Source organism: Acinetobacter sp. LipI_15, from assembly GCF_058242865.1.
In genome coordinates this window covers 2460735-2484832 of record NZ_JBZAYN010000001.1, presented here as the reverse complement: position 1 = coordinate 2484832, position 24098 = coordinate 2460735, and the positions used below count along the sequence as shown (strand labels likewise).

Genomic DNA, 24098 nt, shown 5'->3' with positions numbered 1-24098 from the left:
GGATGACGGAACAAAATCAAACTGTTAAACCAACGCTCCTCAGTGTTCAAAACCTGAAAGTGAGCTTTAAAGCCGAAGATAAAAGCTATATCGAAACGGTCAAAGGAATATCTTTTGACATTCCTGCCAATACAACTGTGGCGCTTGTGGGAGAATCTGGCAGTGGCAAGTCGGTGACCTCGTTGGCAACCATGGGGCTGCTGCCACGTGATCAAAGCCGTATAGATGCAAGCAGTAAAATAGTTTTTGAAGGGCAGGATTTACTGAGTCTGTCTCCAAGAGAAATGCGTAATATCTGTGGTAAAGATATTGCGATGATTTTTCAGGAACCGATGTCGTCACTCAATCCCGTCTTTACGGTGGGTGATCAAATTGCCGAAGTATTACGACTTCATCTAGGTATGGGACGTAAGCAGGCAAGAGCACGGACTTTGGAATTACTGAAGGAAGTGGGTATTCCTTCTCCTGAAACGAAAATCGATGCCTATCCTAGCCAGATGTCAGGTGGCCAACAGCAACGTGTCATGATTGCTATGGCGATTGCATGTGAGCCGAAGTTATTGATTGCCGATGAGCCAACCACGGCACTTGATGTGACGATTCAAAAGCAAATTTTAGATTTACTCGAAGCCTTGCAAAAGAAACGTGAGATGTCGATGCTGTTCATTACGCATGATTTAGCCTTGGTAAGCGAAATTGCCGATCAGGTGATTGTCATGCGTCATGGAGAAATCCGTGAACAAGGCTTGGTCAATGAAGTGCTGGATCATCCTAAAGATATCTACACTCGAGCTTTGCTTAAGTGTCGTCCACAGATGTCAGAGCGTCCTTATAAATTACCGATGATCAGTGATTTTATGCGTCAAAATGGTGATGAGCTGATTGAGGATGTGCATTTATCTGAGGAAACCCGTAGACAACGAACGCGTGGTCTTACGGGTAACGAACAGATTATTTTAGATGTCAAAGACCTGAAAAAATCGTTCTATAGCCGCAAGGGTTTATTTGGTAAGGATGAGTATCAGGCGGTCAAAGGTGTCTCGTTTCAACTGGCGAAAGGTAAAACGCTCGGGTTGGTTGGAGAGTCTGGCTCAGGTAAAACCACAATTGGCCTTTTACTGATGCGTCTACAGGAAGCGACAGGTGGTCAGGCGCTGTTTGAAGGTCATGATATTTTGGCGATGAGTGACAAAGAATTTACTCAATATCAGCGCAAAATACAGATCATTTTCCAAAACCCATATGCTTCGCTCAATCCACGATTTACTGTGGGTCAAATTTTGATGGAGCCGATGCAAGTGCATCAGATAGGGAAGGATGATGCTGAACGCGAGCAAATGGCGTTTGATTTGCTTGAACGTGTCAGTTTGCCTGCCCAAGCATTTTATCGCTATCCACATGAGTTTTCTGGTGGTCAGCGTCAACGTATTGCCATTGCACGATGCTTGACCTTAAAGCCAGAAATTTTGATCTGTGATGAGTCTGTCTCTGCCCTAGATGTTTCGGTTCAAGCCCAAGTTCTAAATTTATTGCAAGATTTACAAGATGAATTTGGTTTGAGCTATATCTTTATTTCACATGATTTATCTGTGGTGAAATATATTTCTGACCAAATCATGGTGATGAACCATGGTGATATCGTTGAAATTGCAAACTCGGATGAGTTGTATCGATCGCCACAGCATGAATATACCAAACGCTTGCTGAGTGCGATTCCACAAACCACTGAACAATTTGTTTAGTGTTGGTATAAAAAACCGCTCAAATGAGCGGTTTTTTTATACTTAAGAAATTAAAATTTCTTAAAGCCTTTGTTGTTTCCGCTAAATGCACGACTTGGCACAGAGTCATTGCGACGCTCACGATTGCCAAAATTGTCGTTACGACGTTCACGGTTACCGAAGTTTTCACTGTTGCGATCATTACGGTTATTGTTGAAACCTTCGTTGCGACGCTCTGAACGGTTAAATCCATTGCCTTGGAAACCACCTTCAGTACGACCAGTACGACGTTCGCCACGGTTGTCTTGATAACCATTGCTTTGTTGTGGCTGGTTTTCGTCACTGTCACGACGTTGTTGGCGTAAGTAACCACCACGACGTGCTGCCATTGGTTTGTCTTGCATACGTTCAGTACGACGTTTAGCCATACCAAACAGGCCAGTACCTTGACGTGGTTTAAGCTCAACCGACTTGGTCAAGTTGTCGATATCTTGTTTATCTAGCTCGATCCAGCGACCAGTACGTAGTTCGCGTGGCAGAATTACTGAACCATAACGTGTGCGTAAAAGACGGCTCACTTTTAAGCCTTGAGATTCGAAAATACGACGAACTTCGCGGTTACGACCTTCTTTTACGACCACTTGATACCAACGGTTAATACCGTCACCACCAATTTCAGAGAATGACTCAAATTTTGCAGGGCCATCATCTAAAACAACGCCTTGTAACATGTTGTTTTTTAACTGAGGAGTGACTTCACCCATGACACGAACGGCATATTCACGTTCGATTTCGCTAGAAGGGTGCATTAAACGGTTCGCCAGTTCACCGTCATTCGTGAACAGCAATAGACCTGTAGAGTTGATATCTAGACGACCCACCATCACCCAACGATCACCTGTAATTTGAGGTAATTGTTCAAATACCGTTGGACGGTTTTCAGGGTCATTGCGTGAGCAAATTTCGCCTTCTGGTTTGTAGTAAATCAACACACGGCGACGAATTTCGTCTTCAATTTGGAACTGAACTTTACGACCATCGATGCGAAGCTCATCACCCGGTTCAATACGTTCACCCACTTGGGCAACTTGCCCATTTACGCTCACACGACCAGCGGCAATGACTTCTTCCATATAACGGCGAGAACCCAAACCAACGCGTGCGAGCACCTTTTGCAATTTTTCACTCATGACAGCATAACCTTAGAAATTATCATCAACAGTTCACCTATTTATGACTTCGGTGCATTCGCATCGAGGGCCATAAAAGCTTCCTTGGCATCCTGCAGGGGAGGCAATTGGCCCAAAGAGGTTAGACCAAAAGCATTTAAAAATTGAGGCGTTGTAACTAACAACGCGGGTCGTCCTGGGAGTTCACGAAAACCAGATTCTTTAATCCAGTTCCAGTCAAATAACGTACGTAAAATTTGACTATTGTTGGTCACCCCACGGATTTGCTCAATATCTGCGCGGGTTACCGGTTGATGGTAAGCAATGACAGAAAGAGTTTCGAGCAAGGATGGCGATAAACGAGTTGGTCGTTCAGGCCAGGTCTGTGCAATAATATTACGATATTTTGCACGTACTTGAAAACGGAAACCTTGAGCGGTTTCAACAAGTTCAATTGATCTGCCGTGTTGCAGCATTGAAAGTTGCTGCAAATATTGGCGTAATTCAGTTTTACTGAAACGGTCTTGGAAAGCCTCTTTTAAACGGGCAATACTCACTGCCGCTTCACTGGCAAAAATAATGGCTTCAAGCTGCATCAAAATTTCATGCAGATTATCTTCTGAAGTCACCGCAGTCATTTGTTTAAGTTCAGTGTTCATGCACGTGCTCCCTGAATTGCAAGCGGTGCTTCTACACCTGATGCGACAATTTGAACTTTTTGTTGGCGTGTCAGTTCCAATACGGCCATAAATGTCACGACAACACCCATGCGGCCTTGGCTTGGTTTGAGTAAGTCCGCAAAGTCTAATACTTCACCTGACTCAAGCTTAGTTTCAATATAAGCAATACGTTCTTCGAGTAAGACAGGCTCTTGCAAAATTTGGTGGGTAACTGGTTCTGGTCGATTAAAAACACAGAGTATGGCATCACGAAGTAATTGAATGTCATAGCCATCATTGGTTTCGACAATAGTTCCTAAACTGACATTGGTATCGAAAGTATCTCGATCCAATACCGACATTTGACCTAATCTTTCCGCAGCTTGTTTGATGCGCAAATAGGTTTCTAAACGGTCAATCAATTCTTGTTTAGGATCTTGTTCATGTGCTGCGGTCGATTTAGGTTTTGGCAATAATAGACGCGATTTTAAATCGGCCAATAGGGCTGCCATCACCATATAGTCTGCGGTTAATTCAATATCTAGAGATTTCATTGCATCCATATAGGACAAATATTGGGATGCAATCGGGGCAATATCGACTTGTAATAAGTCGAAGCCATTTTTTTGAATCAGGTAAATCAGAAAGTCGAGTGGTCCTTCGAAATGCTCTAATAGAATTTCAAATGCAGCGGGTGGAATGTACAAATCTTCTGGAATAGCTTCTTGCCACTCATCCAAAACACGAATGTGTGGAGCATCTTCCATAGAATTATGGACAGTTTGGTTCATTGCAATTATAGGCCACGCGAATTTTCAAAGGCATGCAGACAGCTTTCGCTTCGATCTCACATCGAAAGTAAAAGCACAAAAGTTATAGGGAATAGTGTAATGGAAAAATGCGTTTAAAGAAATTACTGAACGGTTGAATTGGGTAAAAAACTTAAAATTTATAGGGAATAGGCTTTATTTATACACATGTAAAATTTTAAAGCTGTGATATCGATCACATCTTGTGTTAATTGTAAAAAATACACTCATCAATCCATGAACTCATTTAAGCTGTGATATCTGGATGATGGGCGTCCAGCATGAAATGATTTGAATGAATTGACTAAAAGTATATTTGCTATGCCACAACAATATAATCAATGGGGTCAGGCCGTAGGGATGACGTTGGCGCAGTTTGAACTATGCCAGTTCAGATGTAAAACCGAAGTGGGGCAATCTGTTCGACTTATTCCGATGTTGCCCGATCAGCTTGATGATAGTCTTTTACAGCGGCTATGGCAGACAGTACAACAAGAACCCGATGAACGCTGTTGGACGTATTTGCCTTATTCTCAAATTCAAAGCATGCAGCAATTGCGTGATTATTTTCAGCAATCCTTTCATCTAGCAGGTTCGATGCATTATGTCATTGAAGTTGGTGATGCCATTGTAGGATGGGTTGGTTTGCTCAATGTACGCCCAGCACATGCTGTCATCGAAATTGGCAATGTCTATTTTTCAAGTTTAATGAAGCAATCAGCCGCAGCAACAGAAACCATTTATCTATTGTTAAAAGCGTGCTTTGCAGCAGGTTATCGACGGGTGGAGTGGAAGTGTGATGACTTGAACACGCCTTCGAAAAATGCTGCTTTGCGTTTTGGCTTTCAATTTGAAGGGTTGTTTCGTCAACATGTGATTGTGAAAGGTCGTAATCGTAATACCGCTTGGTTTGCGATGTTGGATCAGGATTGGCCAATGTTGTCTCAAGCTTATGCAGCATGGCTCGATACAAATAATTTTGATGAGCAAGGGCAACAAAAAATTCATTTAAAAGAATTTATGCAGCTTTATAGCGCTTGAGGAAAAGCGCACTATCAAGGTTTTGAGCCTGTTGGTAAGACTCTCTGCTCAAGTGCAAATTCGATGATGAGTTGGCACTGCGCTTGCGAGCAGAGATTTTGATTAGCTTTACGTTTAAACAGTGATTTGACCGTTGATGCATGCAGAAAATAACGAAAAACCTGCGGCGGTGTTGTCGCTATTGGTGAAATTAAATTTTTATCTATTGCCCTTAGTTGAGCCTTGGATTCTAAAGTCCAAGGCTCAGTGGCATATATAGCAAAATGATTGAGACTGCTTTGCTCGGAGACACTGAGGTCTGTCGCATTTTGCAGCTTGAGTAACATTTGAAATAAAGTCATCAGGTCGATTCCTTTATCGAAAGGTGCTTTAACCGCGTTTTGAGCAGAGGACTTTTACATGCTGTGCCTCTGATCGGTAACAGCATGTATTTAACAGTACATGCTATTCAAAGGCACTGACATCACCGACACCACGGCGAATCACTTCAGGGTATTCACCTGCAAGGTTTACAACGCTAGTGGTATTTAAAGTACCTAAACCGCCATCAATTAATACATCTATTCTTTTGCCGATTTGCAGTTCAATTTCGTAAGGATCATCAATCGGTTCTTTTTGGCCCGGTAAAATTAAGGTCGATGTTAATAAAGGTTCACCGAGTTCTTTGAGTAACAATTGGCAAATCGGGTTGCTCGGAATACGCAGTCCAATGGTTTTCTTTTTAGGATGCATTAAACGGCGAGGAACTTCACTGGTCGCAGGCAAAATAAAGGTGGTGACCGCAGGGGTGTTATTTTTCAATAAACGATACATGGCATTGTCGACTTTGGCATACGTGGCAATGTCAGATAAATCTGCACAAATAATCGCATATTGATGTTTAGCATCGAGCTGACGAATTTGGGCAATGCGTTCCATGGCATTTTTGTTCCCAATCTGGCAACCGATGGCATAGGCGGCATCTGTGGGATAAACCACCACATCGCCGGCACGAATCCGTTCAACGGCTTGCGTAATTAAACGGGGTTGAGGATTTTCCGGATGTATTCTTAAATGCAACATGTCGTTTTCCTCTTATTATTAAAAGCTCTAGACATTATGTCGCGGTCTATTCGCTTTGTGCAACGTGAAATGCAGTCAAATTGTATAATTTAATCAAGCATTTCACGTTGAAATTCATTCGCCTGTAACATTTTGCCAGCACGTGTACAGTGGCAAATGCATTGGATAAAGCGCCAAGCATCGCGTGGAAGTTTGGCTTCACCTTTAAAATAAGCCTGTAATTGTGCATAGACATTATCTTTAAAGCTGCTGCCATCTCCTCCTTCACCAGTGAGGTTATCGAGTGATACACGAAACTTACGTCCAAAGGCTTTGGCAAATAACCATTCGATCGCTTGGGGCTTAATTTCTACCTGTTCAAAGAGGGCTTGTTGCTCTTTACTACGACCATCAGGTGCATACCAATAGCCTAAATCGGGAAGTAAACGGCGTTGCTCGCCAGCAATAGTCCAATGGCTAATTTCATGCAAAGCGCTATTGAAATAACCATGAGCAAATTGAATACGGGCAGGGCCGTTTGAATCAGCAGGAAAGTACTCGGGCTCAAAGTCACCTTTCACTAAGCTCACATTCAGGTGGGAAAACCAATGATTAAAGTGTAAGATGAGCCAATCGACGTGTTCTGTTTCTGTGGAAAGTTTCTCCCAAGCCGAGAGTTGCACTTGGTCGGTTGAAATGTCAGAATCAAGCGTTGAAATTGTGCTCATAAGTGATGAAATATTCACTTCTGTTTGCGGCTGCAACAGATGCATAACTTAAGTTACCCAAATGGTCTGTCTAAATAAGTACAAAATTGTATCTTAATCTTTGACAGAGTACTGATGAATTTGTAGAATTGCCGCCTTAATTATGTCAGCAAATACCTTTCCGGCACAGATTGAGCCGTTTAAATGGGCTGAACAGGGCTTTAAATGGTCAGGAACACTGCCATTATCTCGCTTTGTTCGTATTGCTCGTGAAGCTGTTGGATCAATTGATGATCAATTGATTAACATAGACTGTAAGCTATCAATGGATGCTTATCATCGCATTGTATGGCTAGATGGTCATGTTGAAACAAATGTTCCAATGGAATGCCAGCGTTGTCTGGATACTGTTGAGATCCCGCTTGTTTCAAGTTTTCATCTAGCTCTTGTAGATGACGAGTCACTGATAGAGCGCTTGGATGAGGATGCTGATTTCATCGTTTTAGGTGAAAGTGAAGCAACAACCAAAGGTTCATATGATGCGCCTGCGACTGCTGATTTACTCTCACTGATAGAGGATGAATTGTTATTGTTGATGCCTTTGTCACCTAAGCATGACGCTTGTGAACATAAGCATCAACCTGCCGCTGAAGAGCTTGTTGAAGAAAAACGGGACAACCCGTTTGATGTTTTGGCAGGTTTGAAGGGTAAACTTAACTAATTTTTGTGTTATACTCTTGAGTATAAGACAATCGAATTTGTTCTGATCCATTTTTTCGATCTTTGTAAGGAGCCATCATGGCCGTTCAGCAAAACCGTAAAAGTCGCTCTCGCCGTGACATGCGCCGTTCACATGACGCTTTAACCGAGAATGCATTAACTGTAGACCAAGCTACTGGCGAGACTCACCGTCGTCACCACGTATCTAAAGATGGTATCTACCGTGGTCGTCAATTATTCGCTAAAGCATCTGCTGAATAATTGGTGATGTATTAAGCGTCAAGCTTAGTAGAAAAAATGGGAGCGTTAAGCTCCCTTTTTTTGTACCGATTTTTTGTTGCATTTGGCAATTACCAAGACAAAAATTAAGTGTTAAATTTCCGTCCCTGAAACAAGCTTACATGGGATTGTGTTGAATAAATGTCCAAATAGCATAAATTCACCAGTCTTGATAAAGGATTTTTTTATGTCTGCTAAACAACTCGAGCAAGCAGCTCAAGCTACTAAAACTGCATTCGTGTTCCCGGGTCAAGGGTCACAGAAAGTCGGCATGCTCGCTGAACTTGCAGAACAGTTTAGTAGTGTGCAAGCAACATTTGCAGAAGCATCAGAAGCGGCTGGCTTTGATCTTTGGCAAATTGCGCAAAGTGGTGAAGGGTTAAACCAAACAGAATTTACTCAACCTGTACTACTGACTGCCAGTATTGCTTTATGGCGTGTGTGGTTAGAGTTAGGTGGTGTTGCACCGAAATACCTTGCAGGTCATTCATTAGGTGAATACAGCGCCTTGGTTGCTGCGGGAGCGATGAGCCTAGGTGATGCCGTTAAACTGGTGAACCTACGTGGTCAGTTGATGCAAAGTGCTGTACCTGAAGGTCAAGGTGCAATGGCGGCAATTTTGGGTCTAGATGATGTCAAAGTCATTGAACTTTGTGCTCAAGCAGAAGGCCCAGGTTCAGTAGATGCTGCAAACTACAATGCACAAGGTCAAGTTGTCATTGCGGGTGATAAAGCCATGGTTGAAGCGGTTATGGCTGCTGCTAAGGAAAATGGCGGTAAGGCAATTGCACTTCCGGTTTCTGTGCCATCGCATTGTGCATTGATGAAACCTGCTGCTGAACAGTTTGCGACAGCATTGGAACAAACTGCCATTGAGCTGCCTACTATACCTGTAATACAAAATGTAGGCGCTGAAATCGCGACTGATGTAGCGCAATTACGTCAGGCGTTAACTGCACAGTTATACCAATCTGTACAGTGGACAAAGACCATGCAGTATTTGCAAGACCAAGGTATTCAGTACATTGCTGAATGTGGTCCGGGTAATGTCCTTGCGAATCTCGCAAAACGTTTGCCAAATATTGAAAAAGCATTCCCACTCGACACGAAAGGTCGTATGGAAGATGCACTGAATGCCATTTTAGTGGCAGAAGGGAAAATTGCATGACACAAGAACGCAAAGTTGCTTTAGTAACAGGTGCGAGCCGAGGGATTGGAGCAGCAATTGCTCAGCAATTGATTCAAGACGGTTATTTTGTTGTAGGTACTGCAACTTCAGAAGCGGGTGCGGAAAAATTATCTGCTGCTTTTGCTGAAAATGGTGCGGGTAAAGTTCTAGATGTACGTGATGCAACTGCAATCGATGCATTGGTATCAGACATTGAGCAAAACTTTGGTTCTGTATTGGTTTTGGTGAACAATGCTGGTATTACCAAAGATAATTTGTTACTTCGTATGTCAGAAGATGATTGGGATGACATTCTCAACATTCATTTGAAAGCCGTTTATCGACTTTCTAAACGTGTTTTAAAGGGCATGACCAAAGCACGTTTTGGACGAATTATTAATATTAGTTCTGTGGTTGCACATTTTGCTAACCCAGGACAAGCAAACTATTCTGCTGCAAAAGCAGGGATTGAGGCCTTTGGTCGCAGCCTTGCAAAAGAGATGGGAAGCCGCCAAATCACTGTAAATGCAGTGGCTCCGGGCTTTATTGCAACAGAAATGACAGAACAGTTAAGCGAAGAAATTCGTAAAAAGATGAGTGATCAAGTGGCTTTAAACCGTTTAGGTGAGCCGCAAGATATCGCAAATGCCGTAAGTTTTCTTGCTTCTGAAAAGGCAAGTTACATTACCGGAACTGTATTACATGTAAATGGTGGTTTATACATGAGCTAAGCGCTCAAGTATAAACTTTCAAAACGATTTAGATTCAATTAAACTAACGGCATTAAAAACGCCACAAGCAATGAGGAGAATTCCTGTGAGCGATATCGAACAACGCGTAAAACAAGCAGTAGCTGAACAACTTGGTCTTAAAGCAGACGAGATCAAAAACGAAGCTTCTTTCATGGATGACTTAGGTGCAGATTCTCTAGACCTAGTTGAATTAGTTATGTCTTTCGAAAACGATTTCGACATCACTATTCCTGATGAAGATTCAAACGAAATCACTACTGTACAATCTGCAATTGACTATGTTTCTAAGAAACTAGGTTAATTTTAGATTTCAGCGATGCTGATTTAAAAAGCCACCATTCGGTGGCTTTTTTTATGCTGAATATTTTGTTTTTACATTGGCTTACGTTTCTGTCACCAACAACAACTCAAAAGCGGTTATTTTTTAGCTATAAAAATAGAGTTTGAATAATAGTTAAATTATTTAAAACAGTAAAAACAACGGAGAAAAAAATGGGTCTTTTTGATTTTGTAAAAGGAATTGGTAGAAAAAATACAGCGCCTGCAGAACCTCAGGCAGCGCCAGCAACACCTTCTGAACCATCTGCACAAGAAATTGCCAATAAGTTATTGGGTCATATCAAAGCACTGGGCTTACCTGTAACTGGCTTGTCTGTGAGTTATAACGGGACTTCAGATCTAGCAACAGTGAAAGGTCAGGTGCAAAGCCAAGCAGATCGTGAAAAGATTATCTTGGCGGTAGGGAATATTGATCATGTGGCGCAAGTGGATGATCAGTTGACTGTAGCAACGCCAGAACCAGAAAGTAAATTTTATACAGTTAAATCAGGCGATAATCTTTCTAAGATTTCTAAAGAATTTTATGGTGATGCAAATCAATACAATAAAATTTTTGAAGCAAACCGTCCTTTGTTAAAAAATGCCGATGATATTTTCCCTGGGCAAGTGCTGCGTATTCCTGCATAAATATTTGTGTTTAAAGTAAAAAAAGCCATCTTGTGATGGCTTTTTTTTGTATGCGTGAATGGTGAAGTTGAATATAATGCGGCTGAAATAATTCAAAATAAGAAATCAATGAAACAAAAAATCATCTTTATTTTCTTGCTGTTGCTTGCAGTTGTTGTGTGTTTTTGTCTTTGGCTGCGGTGGGATGAGCGTATTGATCCTCGGGTGCTCAAGTGGCAGCAGTCTGAAATTTCTTATCATTCAAATTACACACAAGAGCCGTATTTTAACTTGCTTGGGCTGAATGCCGCAGATCGGTTTTCGGCATTGAATGTTGGGCGCTATCGTTATCATCAAGATTGGGCATTTAGTTTGTTGGGGCAAGAGCATCAGAATGTATTGGGCCAGCCATTGAATGCGAAACTAACACGTGAAAAGTGGTCAGAAGAACAGACGAATTTAGTTGCGGAGTTTCAGCAATTGCTGATCGATGATCCTAAGGCGGCTAGCGCATTTGTTGTTGGGTATCATCAGGTGCTCGGTGCGCTGATACAGCAAGAAAAGGTGCCGTTGCAGCGCTTTAACGCATGGTTGCAGCATGCAGACCAATACCGCAGTTTAAGTATGCCGAGCAATTCCGCATATCCAGACTTTAAGTATTTAAATCAGTTGGCGATCCTTTATCAGATCAATATTGCGTTAAATAAAGAGGATAAGCTGGATGCATATATGGCTGAATATCAAAGATTGCAGCAGATGCTTGAGCGCCCGATCTCATTGGTTGAAAGGATGCTGATTCAAAGCTGGCTGGCACGTTATGTTCGAATTATACGTAATGAGCAATTAAAGACTGGACAAGTTGTTTATTTAGAGCCTTTAAGTGCCAGTCAGTTAAGTTTGCGCTCAGCAGCGCAATTGGAAGCCTATGGCGTATATGCGGTGTTGAAGCAGGTGCAGCAATTATCGGACTGGAATACCTCGTTGATGTATTGGTTGTATTTGCCAAATCAAACTGCAAATCAATTGTTTAAGCAATATGAAGAGGCGGCACAGCTATCTGAGCTTTCTTATGATTCGTTTAGGATGCAGGCTGGTCAAAAACAGGGACAGTATTCATCTTGGCATATCAAAAACTATTTGGGCAATACTTTGTCCAATATAGAGGGGGTGCCTTGGGAGCGCTATGTGCTTGCAGGGCACATTTTGAATGATCGAATTATGATTTTTAATTTGTTGAATCAGGGTGCGACTGATTTAACGCAGTTGAATCAAAATAGCCACGGCCGACGTTTCTTTAAGAAGGAGGGTATGCTGTGTGCTGAGGTGCCGTATCCGCGTGAGCAATTTAGAGCACACAATTGGAATATTTTAGATAGCTGTGTGCAGTTGTAGTTTTTGTATATAAACATTTTGGTATAGAAATAAAAAAGCCCCAATGAGTAGGGGCTTTTTTACAGTCGTTTAGAAGCTTGGCTTCACGACCACTAAAATGATCACTGCAAATAAAATCAAAGTTGGCATTTCATTAAAATAACGCCAGAACTTATGCGATTTATAATGTGCATTTTCGATAAGCTTTTTACGGTAATAACCACATACAAAATGATAAATCACCAATAGTCCAACTAATCCAACTTTTAGGTAGAACCAAAGCGCTTCATGGTAGTGTCGAGTTGCATCACCCCAATCGACGAGGAAGTGCGCCGTGATCAGTGTAGTAATCATTGCAGGCCACATAATGCCGCGGTATAGCTTGCGTTCCATGATTTGAAAGCGCTGATGACTCGTAGCATCATCACTCATGGCATGGTAGACATAAAGGCGAGGGAGATAAAATAGCGCTGCGAACCAGCAAACAACTGCGATAATATGTAATGCTTTGACCCAGAGGAAAGCATCTGATGGAGCATCCATATATTGACCCTTAAAAGGGCGGTGGGTGTGTGCTTTGGCACCGAAGCGCCAAAGCAGCAAACTTTATATTAAGCTTCCCATTTTTTGAAAACGAGGCAAGCGTTTACACCGCCAAAACCAAAACTGTTACTCATCACAGTATTCAATTTTGCATCACGTTTTTCAAGTACGATATCAAAAGGTTTTGCACCTTCATCAAGTTCAGTCACGTTGATGTTTGGTGCAATAAAGTCATTTTGCATCATCAAAATAGAGTAAATCGCTTCTTGTACACCTGCAGCACCGAGGCTGTGACCTGTCATTGATTTAGTCGAGCTGAGCGGAGGAACTTGTCCTTCGCCGAAAGCACGTTCCATCGCTTTAAGTTCAGTAACATCACCAGCCGGAGTAGATGTACCGTGTGTATTTACATAGTCAATTTTGTCTACGCCGTGTTGTTTTGCTTCTTCAAGCGCCATCAGGACACAACGAGTCGCACCTTCACCTGATGGTGCAACCATGTCTGCGCCATCTGAGTTTGCTGCATAACCGACAACTTCAGCCAAAATGTTTGCGCCACGTGCTTGAGCATGTTCAAGAGATTCTAGTACAACGAAGCCACCACCACCTGCGATCACGAAACCGTCACGGTCAGCAGAGTAAGGGCGTGAAGCAGTCGCTGGTGTGTCATTATATTTTGAACAAAGTGCGCCCATTGCATCAAATAAAAGACTTTGTGACCAATGGTCTTCTTCACCACCACCGGCAAGCATTAAGTCTTGTTTGCCCAATTGAATCAGGTTGTATGCATAACCAATGGCATCTGCAGATGTTGCACATGCGCTAGTAATCGTGTGTGCAATACCTTGCATTTTAAATGCAACACCTACGTTTGCAGTAATGGTGTTGGTCATGTTACGTGGTACAAAGAATGGACCAACTTTACGTGCACCTTTGGTGTCTAGAAGTTCTTTCATTTCTACAACAGATGCAGTTGAACCACCACCTGAACCACCAGCAATACCATAGCGTGGATTACCGCCAATTTGTTCTGCTGTTAAGCCTGCATTTTCTACCGCAGCCAAAGCTGAGTTGTATGCATACATTGCGCATACGCCCATAAAACGTTTTAAGCGACGGTCAATACCGTCAAAGTTTTGTTCTGCAGCCGCACTGACATGACTTTTGAAATTAAGTTCAGCATAACTTGGGTTGAAACGTGTTCCAGAAATCCCGTTTTGCAAAGAATGAGTGACATCTTCTAATGTATTACCAATGCATGAGTTGATGCCCATACCAGTGATTACAACACGTTTCATCTACAGATCCTTTATAGGTAGTGTGTGAGCAAGCTATTGAAAGTATACGAAGGAAACTTTCTAAATAGACGAACTCATATAATTTGATTGGAATAATGATAGCAGAAAGCTTTTTGAATTCTTATGGCAAATCCTATGCCTATTTTTGACTGAGCTAATTTGCAACGATGCAGCAAAAAACTTAACTTAAAGATACATATTCAAGTTGTGATAAAGTTTGACTACACCTAGTATTTATCAAGAATTTCAAGAATAGTCTGAATGGGGTAGGGAATGGCGAAAACGAATAATAAACCAACGGCTGGTCTGCTCTCAAACGCCTTTGGAGTGGCTAAAAAGCTCAGTTCTACAGGGGTGTCTATTATCAATCATGTTGCACCCGAATCTGTAACTAAGGTCATTCAACCACAAAAAAATGGTCAAACCTTGGAAGGTCAGTCACGTCAGACGAGCGTATTTGATGTGAAAAAATATGATAATCCACAGCAAATCCTGCGTGAACACGTTCCGAATGTTTCTAGACAATTATTCGGTCGACATTTTAATACCGTAAATAATGTAGCCAATTTTGTTGCCCCTCAATTTAGCGACAAGATTTCGGACTATCTTTTTGATCGATTGAATCATTTTAGTTCGGATATTTCATCTGTAGATGCGGTGCTTGATGAAGCTGGGGTGCGTGATTTAGAAGAGTTGACACAAGATGTCGATCGTTCACGTCGCATTAGTCAGGCCTTGGGCGAGCAAAATAAATGGATTGCTTCAATTCAAGGGGCTTTAACAGGTGCGACAGGTGTCATCGGTTCAAGTATTGATATCCCTGCGTCACTGATTATGACTTTGCGAGTGATTTATCAAGTTGGACGTTCTTATGGTTTCGACTTAAGTAAAGAAAGTGATCAAGATATCGTTCAGTTTATTTTTAAACAGGTCGATCTCAGTTTAATTGCAGAAAAACAAACTTTGCTTATGGCAATAAAAGCTCTGAGTAGTACGCTACAAAATAGTGATTTACATCAATTGCAGCAATTGATGGGTTCAGATACTGATGCAGCAGCATTGAAAAAATATGTACTAGATGAAAATGGTCAGTTTAAGTGGGCATGGCTCAATCAAATGCCAAAAGTTTCATTGTTAAATCAGCTATCACGATTATCTCCTGTGGCGAGTGCTGGTGTAAGTGTGGTGTATAGTCGCCGTTTGGTGGATGAAGTGAATCAGAAGGCACAGCAAGTCTTTTCCAATGCGCGCCAATATATTTTGCAGCATCAAGATATCACCTTGTCACCATTGCATGCCTATGAGCGCTCTCTTGAGTTGCTTGCTCAAGCAACACCTAAATTACTAGAAGGCATTAAGGCGAAAGATATCGATTTGGCTGAACCAGTATTGGATCAGACCATAGATGTTGCAGGTCACGAGAGTATCCGCGCAGTAAAAGTCACTAAAAAAGCACAAGCTAAAACCGCTGATGCAGCCGAAGTGGCGGTAGCGCAGGAACAAAAAGTCTCAGAAGGTTTGGAGGCACTCGCAGAAAAAGTTGTTGAACCTCATGCACCCGTGGCTGCGCAAAAACCTGCTTTAGCTGAAACGGATGAGTTTGATGTGTTGGAAGCTGTACAGGATGATGATGTCCCCGTGGCTAAAGCTGCACCCAAAGCTAAGCCGCGTAAAGCCAAAACAGCAGCTATAGATAAAGTTACAAAAAAATCAGCAGATTCCTCGGAAAAATAACCTATTTATTTGTGGGTGGAAATTTGCGCAACTCACGATGAATAAATGTTTTCGATGATCGTATATTGTTGACCAATTTTAAGTCTTCGCTTACAATTGCATGCCCTCAAAAAGTAGTATTTTTTGGGGCTTTTTATTAACGGGAGAATTGCCAAATGGCAACAACAAATCAGTTGATCCGTAAGGGTCGTACAACTTTAGTTGAAAAATCTAAAGTTCCTGCGTTGAAGGCTTGTCCACAACGTCGTGGTGTTTGTACACGTGTTTACACAACTACACCTAAAAAACCTAACTCAGCAATGCGTAAAGTTTGCCGTGTTCGCTTAACTTCAGGTTTCGAAGTTTCTAGCTACATCGGTGGTGAAGGCCATAACCTACAAGAGCACAGTGTTGTTCTTATCCGTGGTGGTCGTGTTAAAGATTTACCAGGTGTACGTTACCATACCGTTCGTGGTTCTTTAGACTGTGCTGGTGTTAAAGATCGTAACCAGTCTCGTTCTAAATACGGTGCTAAACGTCCTAAGAAATAATCTGAAAAGATTAACTTCTTAGTTCGTTAGAACTGCAATCCTTTATCGTCTCGCTTGTCTGATTTCTGCATTTTTTGTGAAAATTCCAAGCGACGTATAGTAAGGCCAGCGAAAGCACATGACACTTTGTGCACCTGCTGGAGTAGCCTGAAGTGTCATATTTATTAGGTGTATTAAAATGCCAAGACGTCGCGTAGTTGCTGCCCGTGAAATCCTTCCGGATCCTAAGTTCAGCAGCCAAACAATCGCTAAATTCATGAACCACGTAATGCAAGATGGTAAAAAATCTATTGCTGAAAGTATCGTTTACGGTGCTTTAGACCGCGTTCAAGAAAAATCTAAAGTAGACCCAGTTGAATTTTTCGAGACTACTCTTGAAAAAGTTCGTCCTATGGTCGAAGTAAAAGCACGCCGTGTTGGTGGTGCTACATACCAAGTGCCTATGGAAGTACGCCCATCCCGTCGTACTGCCTTGGCTATGCGTTGGTTAGTAGATGCTGCTGCTAAGCGTTCTGAAAAAACTATGGCTTTACGTCTTGCTGGTGAGTTGCTTGATGCAGCTGAAGGTAAAGGCGCAGCGATCAAAAAACGTGAAGATGTGCATCGTATGGCTGAAGCCAACAAAGCCTTCTCTCATTACCGTTTCTAAGCGGATAAAACAGCCCCTATTCAGGAGGGTGACAAATCAGTTGTCACTGTTTTGTCATCGAATCGCTTTAAGTTGCTATGCAGCTTAAAGCGTCCTGTTTTAAACAACAAAATTTAGGAATGCTAGAAATCATGGCTCGTCAAACCCCAATTTCTCGTTATCGTAACATTGGTATCTCTGCGCACATTGATGCTGGTAAAACTACCACTTCAGAACGTATTTTGTTCTACACAGGTGAGAGTCACAAACTTGGTGAAACTCACGAAGGTTCTGCAACTACAGACTGGATGGAACAAGAGCAAGAACGTGGTATTACTATTACCTCAGCGGCAGTAACATGCTTCTGGAAAGGGATGGGTAACCAATTCGAACAGCACCGTATTAACGTAATTGATACCCCAGGACACGTAGACTTCACTATTGAAGTTGAACGTTCTATGCGTGTTCTTGACGGTGCATGCATGGTTTACTGTGCTGTAGGTGGTGTACAACCTCAGTCTGAAACTGTATGGCGTCAAGCAAATAAATATAAAGTTCCACGTATTGCATTCGTGAACAAAATGGACCGTACTGGTGCGAACTTCTTCCGTGCTGTTGAACAAGTTAAAACACGTCTTGGTGGTAATCCAGTGCCAATCGTTGTTCCAATCGGTGCAGAAGAAAACTTCCAGGGTGTTGTTGACCTAATCGAAATGAAAGCGATTATCTGGGATGAAGCATCTCAAGGTATGAAGTTTGAATATGGCGAAATCCCTGCTGAATTAGTTGATACTGCTAACGAATGGCGTACTAACATGGTTGAAGCTGCTGCGGAAGCATCAGAAGAACTCATGGACAAGTACCTTGAAGAAGGTGAGTTAACTAAAGAAGAAATCGTTTCAGGTTTACGTGCGCGTACATTGTTGAATGAAATTCAACCAATGCTTTGTGGTTCAGCGTTCAAAAACAAAGGTGTTCAACGTATGTTGGATGCTGTAATTGAATTCTTACCTGCGCCGACTGATGTCGAGGCGATTAAAGGTATCCTTGACGACAAAGACGAAACTGAAGGTTCTCGTGAAGCGTCTGATGATGCTCCGTTCTCTGCGCTTGCGTTCAAAATCATGAACGACAAATTTGTAGGTAACTTAACCTTCGTACGTGTTTACTCTGGTGTGCTTAAAGCAGGTAGCCCTTGCTATAACCCAGTTAAAATGAAGCGCGAACGTGTTGGCCGTATCGTACAGATGCACGCAAATGACCGTCACGATATTGAAGAAATTCGTGCGGGTGATATCGCAGCATGTGTAGGTCTTAAAGATACTACTACTGGTGATACATTATGTGATGAAAATAATGTAATTACACTAGAGCGTATGGAATTCCCAGAGCCAGTAATTGCGCTTGCGGTTGAGCCTAAAACTAAAGCAGACCAAGAAAAAATGTCAGTTGCTTTAGGTCGTTTGGCGAAAGAAGACCCTTCATTCCGCGTACGTACTGACGAAGAATCTGGTCAAACAATTATTGCTGGTATGGGTGAGCTTCACCTTGACATTATTGTTGACCGTATGAAGCGTGAATTCAACGTTGAAGCGAACATTGGTAAACCAATGGTTGCGTATCGTGAAACTATTAAAAAGTCAGTTGAACAAGAAGGTAAGTTCGTACGTCAAACTGGTGGTAAAGGTAAGTTTGGTCACGTATACGTACGTTTAGAACCACTTGCTGAAGATGCTGGTAAAGACTACGAGTTCGCTGAAGAAGTTGTAGGTGGTGTAGTACCTAAAGAATTCTTCGGTGCGGTTGACAAAGGTATCCAAGAACGTATGAAGAATGGTGTCCTAGCTGGTTATCCAGTTGTTGGCATCAAAGCGACATTGTTCGATGGTTCTTACCATGATGTCGATTCTGACGAATTATCGTTCAAAATGGCTGGTTCTTACGCATTCCGTGACGGTTTCATGAAAGCAGATCCTGTTCTTCTTGAGCCTATCATGAAAGTTGAAGTAGAAACTCCAGAAGACTACATGGGCGATATCATGGGTGACTTAAACCGTCGTCGTGGTCTTGTTCAAGGTATGGACGATTTACCTGGTGGTACTAAAGCTATCCGTGCAGAAGTTCCACTTTCTGAGATGTTTGGTTACGCAACACATATGCGCTCTATGTCTCAAGGTCGTGCGACTTATTCTATGGAATTCGCTAAATACGCTGAAACACCACGTAACGTGGCTGAAGGCATCATCGCTAAGTTCCAATCTGGCGGTAAAAAAGGTGACGACGAGTAATCTTTCGATTACTATAAGCCCAAACTAATTCATAGTTAAAAACCAAATGCTCATGCAGTATCCCTGCATGAGTAGTTTAAAAAGGAAGATCTCATGGCTAAGGCTAAGTTCGAACGTAATAAGCCACACGTTAACGTGGGTACAATTGGTCACGTCGACCACGGTAAAACTACTTTAACAGCTGCAATTGCAACTGTATGTGCAAAAAAATTCGGTGGTGAAGCGAAAGATTACGCTGCAATCGACTCTGCACCAGAAGAAAAAGCACGTGGTATTACAATTAATACTTCACACGTAGAATACGATTCTCCAATCCGTCACTACGCTCACGTAGACTGCCCAGGTCACGCCGATTATGTTAAAAACATGATTACTGGTGCTGCGCAAATGGATGGTGCGATCCTTGTTTGTTCGGCGACTGATGGTCCAATGCCACAAACTCGTGAACACATCCTTCTTTCTCGTCAGGTAGGTGTACCTTACATCGTTGTGTTCTTGAACAAATGTGACATCGTTGATGATGAAGAGCTAATTGAACTAGTAGAAATGGAAGTTCGTGAACTTCTTTCTACTTATGACTTCCCAGGCGACGACACTCCAGTAATCCGTGGTTCTGCTCTTGCAGCGCTTAATGGTGAAGCTGGTCAATACGGCGAAGATGCTGTAGTTGCTCTTGTTGAAGCTCTTGACTCTTACATCCCAGAACCAGAACGTGCTATCGACCAAGCATTCCTTATGCCAATCGAAGACGTATTCTCAATTTCAGGTCGTGGTACAGTAGTAACTGGCCGTGTTGAAACTGGTATCGTGAAAGTAGGCGAAGAAGTTGAAATCGTTGGTATTAAAGATACAGTTAAAACAACTGTAACTGGCGTAGAAATGTTCCGTAAACTTCTTGACGAAGGTCGTGCGGGCGAGAACTGTGGTGTTCTTCTACGTGGTACTAAACGTGAAGACGTTCAACGTGGTCAAGTACTTGCTAAACCAGGTACAATCAAACCGCATACTAAATTCGACGCAGAAGTATACGTACTTTCTAAAGACGAAGGTGGTCGTCATACTCCATTCCTTAACGGTTACCGTCCACAGTTCTACTTCCGTACAACTGACGTAACTGGTGCGATCGCGCTTAAAGAAGGCGTTGAAATGGTTATGCCTGGTGACAACGTAGAAATGTCAGTAGAATTAATCCACCCAATCGCAATGGACGCTGGCTTACGCTTCGCGATCCGTGAAGGTGGTCGTACAGTTGGTGCGGGTGTAGTTTCTAAAGTAACTGCATAATCACTAAATGTGTGTAAAAAAGCGCCTCTTTGAGGCGCTTTTTTTTATGCTTATTCAATGTGATAGGGGAATTGTCTGACAATATTTTTTAAAGCTGTCCTTTAGTGATAATTCACTGTCCTTAACTGAAATAATTACGCTTCAATAAAACCGTAATATGAACTCAAGAAAACCAATAAAAGTTTGAGTATTTCATAACTCAAAAAGGAGTTAGGCATGAACGCTAAAGTAAAGATTACTAATCGCGCAGGTGCAAGTTTCCCTGTACGTCGCATGAATTTTGATTTTGATGCGGTACCAGAGTACTGGATGAATGGCTCAGCAGGTTTGACACATTTTATGACCGCATTGTCTGCTTTATTTCCCGCGGGTGAAATGTTCTTTATTGATAGTGTGCGTGCAGTACGTAAACACCCCGCGATCGCAAATAATGAAGCCCTACAAAAAGAAATTAGTGCTTTCATTGGTCAGGAAGCGATGCATACGCAAGAGCATGAGGGTTTTAATGCTTCTGCACAAAAATACGGTCATGATGTCGAAACACTTGATAAGGCAACGGGTCGTGTTATCCAAGGTGTACGTAAAGTCTTTGCACGTATTGGTAAACCTGTTGGTATTACTCAAGAAATGGTGGATCTTACTGCAACTACGGCACTTGAGCATTTCACTGCAACGATTGCTTCACAGTTATTGGTAAACCCACATATTCAAGCCTTGATGACTGATGAAACCATGAAAAATATGTGGTTATGGCATGCGATTGAAGAAAATGAGCATAAAGCCGTGGCTTATGATGTATTTGAAGGTGTCTTTGGTCAGGGAATAAAGGCCTACGCACTCCGTACAGGTTCATTGATTGGCGCAATGGTGACTTTATTCTTCGTACAAAGTTATTTTGTCGCTCGTTTATTAAAAGAAGATAACAAGCTTAATTTTGAAGCATTAAAAGATATTTATACCTATGGTTATAGCCCTTCAAAAGGCATCATCACTGGTATGGGTAAAGAAATGCTGATGTATTTTAAACCAGGTTTTCACCCGAATGATTTAGATACTTCTGGTTTGTTAAAAACGTGGAAAGCATATTTGGGTCTCTAATCACAGCGCTGTGGTGACTTTTTCAGAAGGGCGATGTAAATCGCTCTTTTTTTTATTCAACTTTATAGACAAACTTTTTATAATGCGCATACCCTAGCTATAGAAAGATAAACGAAGATGATTCGTTTGATGCAAGACGCTGATGTCCAGCAGGTTTACGATATCGAGCGCCGCGTACAAAGCCATCCTTGGACCATAAAACAATTTCAAGAATCGATTGCTGCCTATCAAAGTACGGTGATTGAGCGACAAGGAAAAGTTGTAGGTTTTTGCATTTTACAACCCGTTTTAGATGAAGCAAATTTATTGCTGATGGCGATCGATCCGGGCCAGCAAGGCAAAGGCTTAGGTTTTCAATTGCTCGATGAATCTATTGCTTTACTCAAAAATAACCCCATTCAAATCTTCTTAGAAGTACGAGAAGGTAATCAACCTGCGATCCGTTTATATGAAAAAGCGGATTTTCATCAAATCGATTTGCGAAAGAATTATTATCCAAATGCCGATGGAACACGAGAACATGCCATTATTATGGTGAAGGCTTGTAGTGATGATTTTGCAGCTTTATTTAAATAAAAGTGGTGAAGCGTAGTCAGATTTAAAGAAAGCATTCGTGAATAAACGGATGCTTTTTTATTGAATATCTTTTGTTGATCCCTTTTATTTAATAATAGGATTATTCCAACCAGAAGGCAGGGTGGTCATCAGGGAATCCCCCAGTTGGCTGATTTCTTCTTGGGTCAGTGGTCGGTTGAGTCGACGCCATTGTCCATCAAGCAGAAGTTCCAGTGGAATGTACTGAGATTTATAATTCATTTTTTGCGAATCGGGCACCCAATAGCCCAAGTAGACATATTGCAGTCCAAGCTTTTGTGCATGCTCGATTTGTTTCAGAATGGCAAAAGTACCTAATGAGCGACGGCTTTCATCAGGATCAAAAAAGGTATATACCGCTGAAATACCATCATCGAGTGGATCACAGGTAGATACACTGATCAGTTGCTCATCCAACCACAGCTCTAAAAAGAAACTGTCAGTGCAGCTATTGATTAAAAATTTTTCAAATTGATCTTGGCTGGGTGGGTACATATCACCATCAGCATGCCGTTCATTGATATAGCGTTCGTACAGGGCATAATGCTTTGCATCGGCATCTTGAGGGCGGCTAATTTTCACCGTTAAATCTTGATTCCGTTTCCACGCTTTTTTTTGCACGCTGTTCATTTGAAATTCAAGAACAGGCACACGTGAGGACAGACATTGGCGACAAAGATGACATTCAGGGCGATAGACAAAATCACCACTACGACGAAAACCCATGCGGGAAAGTTCAGATAACGTGACCACATCAATACGATGGACAGGGTCAAGAAAGACCATCCGGGCAGATTTATTTTCTAAGTAGCTACAATCATGCGGAGGCGTGATGTAGTACTGTAATTCGTTCAACAGGGACTTCGGTTGATAGGAATTCATCGTAATATCCCTCTTTTATTGTCATGCGCTGAGACTTGCCCATTGCGCTATTGTTTTACTTGAAAATACACTGTCCTGATACTTTTTCCAATCGATAGAGGGTTGTTTAACAACATCTTGTAACGAATTAAGGTATTGTTGGCGAGAAAGTGTACTCGCACCTAAGCTTAAGAGGTGATCGTTGACCAATTGGCAATCAATCCATGGCAACTGATTCTCTTGCCCGATGAGCATTAAGGTGTAAAACGCCATTTTAGAGACATCTGTTCGTGTACTAAACATAGACTCGCCAAAGCAGCCATGACCAATATTGACCCCATAGAGGCCACCTACAACAGTCTCGTTTTCCCAAACTTCAATGCTATAAGCATAGCCTGCGTCAAACAGCGCAGAATATCCCTGAATAATATCTTCTGAAATCCATGTTTCATTGGCATAACTACGCGGCAAAGAACATGAGCGAATCACAGTTTCAAACGCATGATTAATGGTGATCTTATAGTCTATTTTTTTCATGCTGCGTAATAACGATTTACTCGGATGATAGTCATGCGGTCGAATAATGCAGCGGGGTTCAGGACACCACCAACAAATTGGATCACCTTCACTGAACCATGGGAAAAGACCGTGACTATAGGCTTCAAACAGTGTGGAAGGGGAGAGGTCAGCACCGATGCAAATTAAGCCTTCACCTTCGGGATCGCATTCAACAGGATCGGGGAAAGTAAATTCAGAAGGAGGAAGTATCGGCATGCCAAGCTTCTTATTGAGGTATACGGATTTTTATCATACATAAAAAAGCCGACCATCAGGTCGGCTAATTTTTAAAAATGTTTA

26 protein-coding genes are annotated in these 24098 nt (G+C 42.0%); 16 read left to right on the top strand and 10 right to left on the bottom strand.

Annotation, left to right across the window (positions count from 1 at the left end; all coding sequences use genetic code 11):
- Nucleotides 1-2 precede the first annotated feature (2 nt).
- Complete coding sequence (locus AC4CU0_RS11750; RefSeq protein ID WP_180085372.1) at nt 3-1742, top strand: ABC transporter ATP-binding protein; 1740 nt, start codon at nt 3-5, stop codon at nt 1740-1742.
- Between the two features lie 50 nt (nt 1743-1792).
- Here the strand turns inward: AC4CU0_RS11750 and rluB are convergent, their stop codons facing one another.
- The 3 genes from rluB to AC4CU0_RS11735 are packed head-to-tail and all read right to left on the bottom strand — an operon-like array spanning nt 1793 to nt 4340.
- Nucleotides 1793-2911, bottom strand: a complete 1119-nt coding sequence (rluB, locus tag AC4CU0_RS11745) for a 23S rRNA pseudouridine(2605) synthase RluB (protein ID WP_180011977.1) — start codon at nt 2909-2911, stop codon at nt 1793-1795.
- A 41-nt stretch (nt 2912-2952) separates the two neighbouring features.
- Nucleotides 2953-3549 (bottom strand): SMC-Scp complex subunit ScpB, encoded by a 597-nt coding sequence (scpB, locus tag AC4CU0_RS11740; RefSeq protein ID WP_168379583.1) that lies wholly within the window; start codon nt 3547-3549, stop codon nt 2953-2955.
- Nucleotides 3546-4340, bottom strand: coding sequence for a segregation and condensation protein A (locus AC4CU0_RS11735; protein ID WP_078190062.1), 795 nt, complete (start codon nt 4338-4340; stop codon nt 3546-3548). The genes scpB and AC4CU0_RS11735 overlap by 4 nt, the downstream gene beginning before the upstream one ends.
- Before the next feature lie 339 nt (nt 4341-4679).
- Between AC4CU0_RS11735 and AC4CU0_RS11730 the strand changes: the two genes are divergently transcribed.
- A complete protein-coding gene (locus AC4CU0_RS11730; RefSeq protein WP_472584980.1) occupies nt 4680-5399 on the top strand; it encodes a GNAT family N-acetyltransferase in 720 nt (239 codons plus the stop codon).
- A gap of 14 nt (nt 5400-5413) precedes the next feature.
- On the opposite strand, the gene AC4CU0_RS11725 is transcribed toward AC4CU0_RS11730, so the two are convergent.
- The 3 genes from AC4CU0_RS11725 to AC4CU0_RS11715 form a co-directional block, all read right to left on the bottom strand.
- Nucleotides 5414-5740: a hypothetical protein gene (locus AC4CU0_RS11725; RefSeq protein ID WP_490743190.1), complete on the bottom strand. Its 327-nt coding sequence runs from the start codon at nt 5738-5740 to the stop codon at nt 5414-5416.
- Between the two features lie 103 nt (nt 5741-5843).
- Entirely contained in the window at nt 5844-6461 is a 618-nt protein-coding gene (locus tag AC4CU0_RS11720) for an L-threonylcarbamoyladenylate synthase (protein WP_078190059.1), read from the bottom strand.
- A gap of 89 nt (nt 6462-6550) precedes the next feature.
- Nucleotides 6551-7213, bottom strand: a complete 663-nt coding sequence (locus AC4CU0_RS11715; RefSeq protein WP_180026727.1) for an elongation factor P hydroxylase — start codon at nt 7211-7213, stop codon at nt 6551-6553.
- Between the two features lie 97 nt (nt 7214-7310).
- Here AC4CU0_RS11715 and AC4CU0_RS11710 point away from each other — a divergent pair, with 97 nt between their 5' ends.
- The 7 genes from AC4CU0_RS11710 (at nt 7311) to AC4CU0_RS11680 (ending at nt 12403) form a co-directional block, all read left to right on the top strand.
- Nucleotides 7311-7868 carry a YceD family protein gene (locus AC4CU0_RS11710; RefSeq protein WP_078194223.1) on the top strand — a complete coding sequence of 186 codons (558 nt, stop codon included), beginning with the start codon at nt 7311-7313 and terminating at the stop codon, nt 7866-7868.
- A gap of 77 nt (nt 7869-7945) precedes the next feature.
- Nucleotides 7946-8128 carry a 50S ribosomal protein L32 gene (gene rpmF / locus AC4CU0_RS11705; RefSeq protein WP_004279227.1) on the top strand — a complete coding sequence of 61 codons (183 nt, stop codon included), beginning with the start codon at nt 7946-7948 and terminating at the stop codon, nt 8126-8128.
- Nucleotides 8129-8333: 205 nt separating this feature from the next.
- Complete coding sequence (gene fabD / locus AC4CU0_RS11700) at nt 8334-9314, top strand: ACP S-malonyltransferase (RefSeq protein ID WP_180073191.1); 981 nt, start codon at nt 8334-8336, stop codon at nt 9312-9314.
- The gene (gene fabG, locus AC4CU0_RS11695) at nt 9311-10045 is read left to right on the top strand and encodes a 3-oxoacyl-ACP reductase FabG (protein WP_078190055.1); all 735 of its coding nucleotides are present in this window, start codon (nt 9311-9313) and stop codon (nt 10043-10045) included. The genes fabD and fabG overlap by 4 nt, the downstream gene beginning before the upstream one ends.
- Nucleotides 10046-10130: 85 nt before the next feature.
- Entirely contained in the window at nt 10131-10367 is a 237-nt protein-coding gene (gene acpP / locus AC4CU0_RS11690) for an acyl carrier protein (protein WP_078190054.1), read from the top strand.
- Nucleotides 10368-10558: 191 nt separating this feature from the next.
- A complete protein-coding gene (gene lysM, locus AC4CU0_RS11685; protein ID WP_490743189.1) occupies nt 10559-11032 on the top strand; it encodes a peptidoglycan-binding protein LysM in 474 nt (157 codons plus the stop codon).
- A gap of 108 nt (nt 11033-11140) precedes the next feature.
- Nucleotides 11141-12403, top strand: coding sequence for a hypothetical protein (locus tag AC4CU0_RS11680; protein WP_490743188.1), 1263 nt, complete (start codon nt 11141-11143; stop codon nt 12401-12403).
- A gap of 69 nt (nt 12404-12472) precedes the next feature.
- Here the strand turns inward: AC4CU0_RS11680 and hemJ are convergent, their stop codons facing one another.
- Nucleotides 12473-12925: a protoporphyrinogen oxidase HemJ gene (gene hemJ / locus AC4CU0_RS11675; RefSeq protein ID WP_490743187.1), complete on the bottom strand. Its 453-nt coding sequence runs from the start codon at nt 12923-12925 to the stop codon at nt 12473-12475.
- 68 nt (nt 12926-12993) lie between these two features.
- Complete coding sequence (locus AC4CU0_RS11670; RefSeq protein WP_180105703.1) at nt 12994-14223, bottom strand: beta-ketoacyl synthase N-terminal-like domain-containing protein; 1230 nt, start codon at nt 14221-14223, stop codon at nt 12994-12996.
- A 273-nt stretch (nt 14224-14496) separates the two neighbouring features.
- Here AC4CU0_RS11670 and AC4CU0_RS11665 point away from each other — a divergent pair, with 273 nt between their 5' ends.
- The 7 genes from AC4CU0_RS11665 (at nt 14497) to rimI (ending at nt 22361) form a co-directional block, all read left to right on the top strand.
- On the top strand, nt 14497-15957 hold the full coding sequence (locus AC4CU0_RS11665; RefSeq protein WP_490743186.1) for an EcsC family protein: 1461 nt from the start codon (nt 14497-14499) through the stop codon (nt 15955-15957).
- 155 nt (nt 15958-16112) lie between these two features.
- Nucleotides 16113-16487, top strand: coding sequence for a 30S ribosomal protein S12 (gene rpsL / locus AC4CU0_RS11660; RefSeq protein WP_000246374.1), 375 nt, complete (start codon nt 16113-16115; stop codon nt 16485-16487).
- A gap of 178 nt (nt 16488-16665) precedes the next feature.
- Complete coding sequence (gene rpsG, locus AC4CU0_RS11655) at nt 16666-17136, top strand: 30S ribosomal protein S7 (protein ID WP_005011815.1); 471 nt, start codon at nt 16666-16668, stop codon at nt 17134-17136.
- Nucleotides 17137-17267: 131 nt separating this feature from the next.
- Entirely contained in the window at nt 17268-19403 is a 2136-nt protein-coding gene (fusA, locus tag AC4CU0_RS11650; protein WP_111885035.1) for an elongation factor G, read from the top strand.
- Nucleotides 19404-19496: 93 nt separating this feature from the next.
- Entirely contained in the window at nt 19497-20687 is a 1191-nt protein-coding gene (gene tuf, locus AC4CU0_RS11645) for an elongation factor Tu (RefSeq protein WP_180084375.1), read from the top strand.
- Between the two features lie 216 nt (nt 20688-20903).
- Nucleotides 20904-21785, top strand: coding sequence for a metal-dependent hydrolase (locus tag AC4CU0_RS11640; protein ID WP_078193116.1), 882 nt, complete (start codon nt 20904-20906; stop codon nt 21783-21785).
- Nucleotides 21786-21902: 117 nt separating this feature from the next.
- Entirely contained in the window at nt 21903-22361 is a 459-nt protein-coding gene (rimI, locus tag AC4CU0_RS11635; protein WP_168379089.1) for a ribosomal protein S18-alanine N-acetyltransferase, read from the top strand.
- Nucleotides 22362-22445: 84 nt separating this feature from the next.
- On the opposite strand, the gene AC4CU0_RS11630 is transcribed toward rimI, so the two are convergent.
- Nucleotides 22446-23261, bottom strand: coding sequence for an arginyltransferase (locus AC4CU0_RS11630; protein ID WP_168379088.1), 816 nt, complete (start codon nt 23259-23261; stop codon nt 22446-22448).
- A gap of 21 nt (nt 23262-23282) precedes the next feature.
- Nucleotides 23283-24014, bottom strand: a complete 732-nt coding sequence (aat, locus tag AC4CU0_RS11625) for a leucyl/phenylalanyl-tRNA--protein transferase (protein ID WP_490743185.1) — start codon at nt 24012-24014, stop codon at nt 23283-23285.
- Between the last annotated feature and the right edge of the window lie 84 nt (nt 24015-24098).

Coding starts and splice junctions, on each gene's coding strand:
- AC4CU0_RS11750 (WP_180085372.1), top strand. CDS start 3: ATGACGGAACAAAATCAAACTGTTAAACCAACGCTCCTCAGTGTTCAA.
- rluB (WP_180011977.1), bottom strand. CDS start 2,911: ATGAGTGAAAAATTGCAAAAGGTGCTCGCACGCGTTGGTTTGGGTTCT.
- scpB (WP_168379583.1), bottom strand. CDS start 3,549: ATGAACACTGAACTTAAACAAATGACTGCGGTGACTTCAGAAGATAAT.
- AC4CU0_RS11735 (WP_078190062.1), bottom strand. CDS start 4,340: ATGAACCAAACTGTCCATAATTCTATGGAAGATGCTCCACACATTCGT.
- AC4CU0_RS11730 (WP_472584980.1), top strand. CDS start 4,680: ATGCCACAACAATATAATCAATGGGGTCAGGCCGTAGGGATGACGTTG.
- AC4CU0_RS11725 (WP_490743190.1), bottom strand. CDS start 5,740: ATGACTTTATTTCAAATGTTACTCAAGCTGCAAAATGCGACAGACCTC.
- AC4CU0_RS11720 (WP_078190059.1), bottom strand. CDS start 6,461: ATGTTGCATTTAAGAATACATCCGGAAAATCCTCAACCCCGTTTAATT.
- AC4CU0_RS11715 (WP_180026727.1), bottom strand. CDS start 7,213: ATGCATCTGTTGCAGCCGCAAACAGAAGTGAATATTTCATCACTTATG.
- AC4CU0_RS11710 (WP_078194223.1), top strand. CDS start 7,311: ATGTCAGCAAATACCTTTCCGGCACAGATTGAGCCGTTTAAATGGGCT.
- rpmF (WP_004279227.1), top strand. CDS start 7,946: ATGGCCGTTCAGCAAAACCGTAAAAGTCGCTCTCGCCGTGACATGCGC.
- fabD (WP_180073191.1), top strand. CDS start 8,334: ATGTCTGCTAAACAACTCGAGCAAGCAGCTCAAGCTACTAAAACTGCA.
- fabG (WP_078190055.1), top strand. CDS start 9,311: ATGACACAAGAACGCAAAGTTGCTTTAGTAACAGGTGCGAGCCGAGGG.
- lysM (WP_490743189.1), top strand. CDS start 10,559: ATGGGTCTTTTTGATTTTGTAAAAGGAATTGGTAGAAAAAATACAGCG.
- AC4CU0_RS11680 (WP_490743188.1), top strand. CDS start 11,141: ATGAAACAAAAAATCATCTTTATTTTCTTGCTGTTGCTTGCAGTTGTT.
- hemJ (WP_490743187.1), bottom strand. CDS start 12,925: ATGGATGCTCCATCAGATGCTTTCCTCTGGGTCAAAGCATTACATATT.
- AC4CU0_RS11670 (WP_180105703.1), bottom strand. CDS start 14,223: ATGAAACGTGTTGTAATCACTGGTATGGGCATCAACTCATGCATTGGT.
- AC4CU0_RS11665 (WP_490743186.1), top strand. CDS start 14,497: ATGGCGAAAACGAATAATAAACCAACGGCTGGTCTGCTCTCAAACGCC.
- rpsL (WP_000246374.1), top strand. CDS start 16,113: ATGGCAACAACAAATCAGTTGATCCGTAAGGGTCGTACAACTTTAGTT.
- rpsG (WP_005011815.1), top strand. CDS start 16,666: ATGCCAAGACGTCGCGTAGTTGCTGCCCGTGAAATCCTTCCGGATCCT.
- fusA (WP_111885035.1), top strand. CDS start 17,268: ATGGCTCGTCAAACCCCAATTTCTCGTTATCGTAACATTGGTATCTCT.
- tuf (WP_180084375.1), top strand. CDS start 19,497: ATGGCTAAGGCTAAGTTCGAACGTAATAAGCCACACGTTAACGTGGGT.
- AC4CU0_RS11640 (WP_078193116.1), top strand. CDS start 20,904: ATGAACGCTAAAGTAAAGATTACTAATCGCGCAGGTGCAAGTTTCCCT.
- rimI (WP_168379089.1), top strand. CDS start 21,903: ATGATTCGTTTGATGCAAGACGCTGATGTCCAGCAGGTTTACGATATC.
- AC4CU0_RS11630 (WP_168379088.1), bottom strand. CDS start 23,261: ATGAATTCCTATCAACCGAAGTCCCTGTTGAACGAATTACAGTACTAC.
- aat (WP_490743185.1), bottom strand. CDS start 24,014: ATGCCGATACTTCCTCCTTCTGAATTTACTTTCCCCGATCCTGTTGAA.